The organism is Nitrococcus sp., from assembly GCF_059432795.1.
The window spans coordinates 1-4076 of sequence record NZ_JBXWZQ010000190.1; the positions used below are offsets into that span (position 1 = coordinate 1).

A 4076-nucleotide genomic window follows, 5' to 3' on the forward strand; every position below is an offset into this window, starting at 1 on the left:
GGGCGGGGACGTGCTCGAGAACGAGGTCGAGAAGAGGCGCCATGCCCGCTTTCTGTCCCTCGGGCGCCGCCGCCATCCAGGCTTGCTTTGCCGAGCCGTAGAGGATCGGAAAATCGAGCTGGTCGTCATCGGCGTCGAGGGCGGCGAAAAGGTCGAACACCTCGTCGACCACCTGGGCGTGGCGCTCGTCGGCCTTGTCGATCTTGTTGATCGCCACGATCGGCCGCAGGCCCACCTTCAGCGCTTTGGCGACGACGAACTTGGTCTGCGGCATCGGGCCTTCGGCGGCGTCCACCAGCACGATCGCGCCGTCCACCATGTTCAGGATGCGCTCGACCTCGCCGCCGAAATCGGCGTGGCCGGGCGTGTCCACGATGTTGATGCGGTGATCGCCCCACTCGAGCGAGGTGCACTTGGCGAGGATGGTGATGCCACGCTCGCGTTCGAGGTCGTTGGAATCGAGCGCCCGCTCGGCCACGCGCTGATTGTCGCGAAACGCGCCGGACGCTTTCAGCAACTCGTCGATGAGGGTCGTCTTGCCATGGTCGACGTGCGCGATGATCGCGATATTTCTCAAGTCCATTGTGCGGGGTGCCCGGTTGAATTGGGAGTTGCCGAGGGCCGTACCACATATTGGCGCCCGCGGCGAGCGTGCTGCGCGCAATCGCGCGATCTTGCATGCATCCTGCAACGCACATGGTGAGAGTTGGCATCATGTTCCAGTCTGGAACACCGGAAAAGAGCATCCGCCATGTTCGAACGCAACGCAGTGGACGGCAACGGATCGACCCGCACCCAGGCCCATCCCGTTCAGATCGATCTCCATGACGGAAGCCGCGTCTGCGGCGAGATCGAAGTGCCGGTGACGCGTCGGCTGACCGACGCGCTCAACAGCGCGGACATGTTCATCGCCTTCAAGCCCTACGGCGAGTCGCCCGTAATGCTGGCCAAAGCCGGCGTGCGCGCCATCAGCCCCGTCGCATTGCCGGCGGCCGATCAGCTTGACAGGCAGGTGCGCCGGCTCGATCAGTCCGACCCGTTCGCGATCCTCGGCGTGGACCGCGATGCCAGCCGCGAAGAGGTGCACGCCAGCTACCGCCATCTCGTCAAGGCCTACCATCCCGACCGGTTCGCGGGCACCGATCTGCCGGGCGAGGTGATCGATTACCTGAGCGCGGTGTCGCGGCGGCTGAATACCGCCTTCGGGCTGGTGCAAGCGCAGGAGCGATCGGCAGCCGCGTCCGGATCAGGTGCGGCACGCGCCACGCCGGCGGGCGCGCCGACTGGTCCCCGCGCCAGCTTCGGGGCGCGGCGCTGAACTTGCGGGCGGCAGGAGTTTACGGCATTCACTCGAGCATTTCGCGGTATCACTGACTGCGCGGCGTGGCCGTCGACTTGATGCCGTCCAGTTCCTCGCGCAGCCAGCGGACTTCGTGCTCAAGCGCCTCGATCCGCTCCTTGAGCTTGAGAAAAGCCCAGAAAGCGGTCGCGGCAACGAGCACGAGCGCCACGTTCTGTATGATGTCCATCGGGCGGCTCCCTTGCGTCGTGGTCCGGTCACAGCTTGTCCGAACAGGCGCGGGTGTCCCCATGACCGGGATCAATATGGTGGCGCAGCGGCCGGCCCGGTTTCAGGACACGTCTTGGTCAACGCCGGAAGGGGCGCTCCGGTTCGCCGCCGTGGCGAACATGACCATGGCCCAGACGAGGGTTGAATGGATCCAGCCCTGCCACAGGTCGTGGCCCGTCAGCCCCGTGCTGGTCATCGCGGTGAACAGCCCGAGGGCGAGGGCGCGCGGTACCGGCGCAAAGGCGCGGATCACCCAGAGCAGCGCGAGCCCCAGCCCCGCCAGCAGCAGGGCACCCGCCGCGCCCAGTTCGCACCACATCTGGACATAGATGTTGTGGGCGTGGGTGCGAGGCTGAGGGGTGGTTGCGCTTGCCACGTTATTGGCTTTGCTTCGGGCGACACGCGCCTGCTCCTCATAGCGCAACGCCTTCATCCCCAGACCGAAGGCCGGATGCTCGAGCGCATCCATGGACAGCCGGTTCCAGATCTCGATGCGCTGCTGGCCCGTTCGCTGCAGCCACTGTGCTTCGTGCAGGCCGATATCGTGGGCGAAAATCGACAGCGGCACGATCAACAGGACCAGCGCGGTCCAGACTGCCGCCGCGAGGACGACGGCGGTACGTCCGATTACGAGCGTCGTCAAGGTCGCCAGGGCGCCGGCTGATACGGCGAGTTTTGCCGTCTCGCTTTGTGAAAGGAACGCTGCGGAGAACGCCGCCAGCCCGAGCCCGGCAATCACAAGCGTCCGCCGGTGGGCGACCATATGCGACCAGGCCAGCAGGATGGCCGGCCAGACCAGAAGTACCGGGACGATTACGTGGTGATTGAAATGGCTGTCCGGAATAGCCAGGGAGCCGTCGTCCCGCGTAAACTTGTGCGGGTTGCTCCCCACCATGAAATCCGGCCAGGCGTGCAGCACGAAGGTGGTCAGCCTGTAGTTGAATGCCAGCTCGACGGTAAAGAACAGGCCCGCGGCGAGAATTGTCCCGATGAAGGCGATGCCGATGCGGTGCCGGCGCACGGCATCGAGGCGCCGGGTATCGGCAAGTGCCGCCAGAAGCCCGAGCAGGATCAGCCCTTCATAGGCGGCCTGCTCGAGCGTGGCCAGAGGTCGGATGGACCAGGCCGCCGATGCCGCGCCGAGGCCGACCAGGGCGAGGGCTGCAAGGACGGCCGGCTTGCCGGTTGCGGGCATCAGCGAGGCAGCCAGCGAGGGGCCGCGCGCCGCAACGGCGACAGCGAACGCGACGAGCAGCGTTGTCGAGGCGGTGAGCGGTGCGAGACAGATCGCGGTTATGAGAATGGCAATGCCGGGAGCGCGCAGTGGATCGATCCAGTGATCCCGTGCGGTTACCCGCATCGAAGACGGTTTGCGGTCCGGCGAGGCGCTCGCATGGTTGTGCATTGCGTTCGGCGTCTCTTTTTTGGATTCCCGATGGTGTCATCATGACGAATCAAATGCCCTGGTGGAGCGAATTTAACATTTGAGTCCCGGCTGCGGTCAGGTTGGTTTTCAAATGCTAAATTTAAAAGCTCCACTCGATTCATAGAGTTGCTAGTGGTCCGGACGATTCCGACATTTGCTCGAACGCGTGCTGCAACGGGCTGCAAATATCGGGATCGGACCACTAGCGAGCGACCCAGCGCCGAACGCCGTTGATAGGGGAAGGGACGTGTCCGATCAATGGGGCATGGCTCAGCGGGGCGGTACCGCATCTCAGCGGATCACAACGGCGCACAAAAGACAACTTCACGGTCTGCGCATCACGCGTTATGCAAGCGTCGGAACTCTCAGAAATCGGAGGGCGCCGAGATGGCAGGTCAGCACGTCTTTGACCGACTCCGCGCTCACTGCAGGCACCTGCGAACCAAACCAAGGTGAGGTTGCGCGCAATTGATCGACTTGTCCAGCCACGCGGTGGGTTGGCAAGAGCCTGAGCGCAGGGGCTCGGCCACACGATGCTTCAATTGAACCACTGGTGCCGAGCAAGGGGCGCGTAGATGAAAATCGCCTACCTGTCGCAGTCGAAATTGATTTCTGATAGCGCGAATGCGGTGCACGTCTGTCGGATGTGTGAGGCTGCTGCCGCACTCGGCCATCGGGTCGCGTTGCATGCCCTCGCGGGGGCGGGCAGCCCCGCCGATGTGCGCGATTATTACGGGCTCAGCGAGAAAGTGGCGCTTTGCCGTCATGACAGTCGGCATTAGCTTGTTCGCGCGAGCGCATCAATGGCAGCCATCGCGCCGGGTGCAGGCTTCGGAGCCCTGAGCCGGGGATTGCAGGGCCGACTCCAGATCAGGCAACAACTAACGCGCGCTGGCCCGGACCTCATCTATTCCCGCAATCCGGTCTGGCTGCAGAGTGCTGGCGCTCCTGCCACTATAGCGCGACAATCTGGATGTGAGTGGCGCGTCAATCAAGGTGAGATCGCGGCGGCCGGGAGTAATGATTGTCGCTGGCGGTGCTCTTGGCAAGTTTTTCCTTCCACCGGCACCGCAATTGCGG

The 4076-nt window shown here is 64.2% G+C and carries 5 protein-coding genes; 2 read left to right on the plus strand and 3 right to left on the minus strand.

Features of this window, described 5'->3' with window-relative positions; all coding sequences use genetic code 11:
• Positions 1-583, minus strand: a 583-nt coding sequence (locus AC52Q4_RS13120; protein WP_495537245.1) for a GTP-binding protein, incomplete at its 3' end; no start/stop codon positions are given.
• Between the two features lie 168 nt (positions 584-751).
• Here AC52Q4_RS13120 and AC52Q4_RS13125 point away from each other — a divergent pair.
• Positions 752-1318 (plus strand): J domain-containing protein, encoded by a 567-nt coding sequence (locus tag AC52Q4_RS13125; protein WP_495537246.1) that lies wholly within the window; start codon positions 752-754, stop codon positions 1316-1318.
• Between the two features lie 49 nt (positions 1319-1367).
• On the opposite strand, the gene AC52Q4_RS13130 is transcribed toward AC52Q4_RS13125, so the two are convergent.
• Positions 1368-1529, minus strand: a complete 162-nt coding sequence (locus AC52Q4_RS13130; protein WP_495537247.1) for a hypothetical protein — start codon at positions 1527-1529, stop codon at positions 1368-1370.
• Positions 1530-1631: 102 nt separating this feature from the next.
• Positions 1632-2975 (minus strand): O-antigen ligase family protein, encoded by a 1344-nt coding sequence (locus tag AC52Q4_RS13135; protein ID WP_495537248.1) that lies wholly within the window; start codon positions 2973-2975, stop codon positions 1632-1634.
• Positions 2976-3571: 596 nt separating this feature from the next.
• Here AC52Q4_RS13135 and AC52Q4_RS13140 point away from each other — a divergent pair.
• Complete coding sequence (locus tag AC52Q4_RS13140) at positions 3572-3778, plus strand: hypothetical protein (RefSeq protein ID WP_495537249.1); 207 nt, start codon at positions 3572-3574, stop codon at positions 3776-3778.
• The last annotated feature ends 298 nt before the right edge of the window (positions 3779-4076 follow it).

Excerpts from the sequence above, each read along its gene's own strand:
- AC52Q4_RS13130 (WP_495537247.1), bottom strand. The coding sequence starts at position 1,529 with ATGGACATCATACAGAACGTGGCGCTCGTGCTCGTTGCCGCGACCGCT.
- AC52Q4_RS13125 (WP_495537246.1), top strand. The coding sequence starts at position 752 with ATGTTCGAACGCAACGCAGTGGACGGCAACGGATCGACCCGCACCCAG.
- AC52Q4_RS13140 (WP_495537249.1), top strand. The coding sequence starts at position 3,572 with ATGAAAATCGCCTACCTGTCGCAGTCGAAATTGATTTCTGATAGCGCG.
- AC52Q4_RS13135 (WP_495537248.1), bottom strand. The coding sequence starts at position 2,975 with ATGCACAACCATGCGAGCGCCTCGCCGGACCGCAAACCGTCTTCGATG.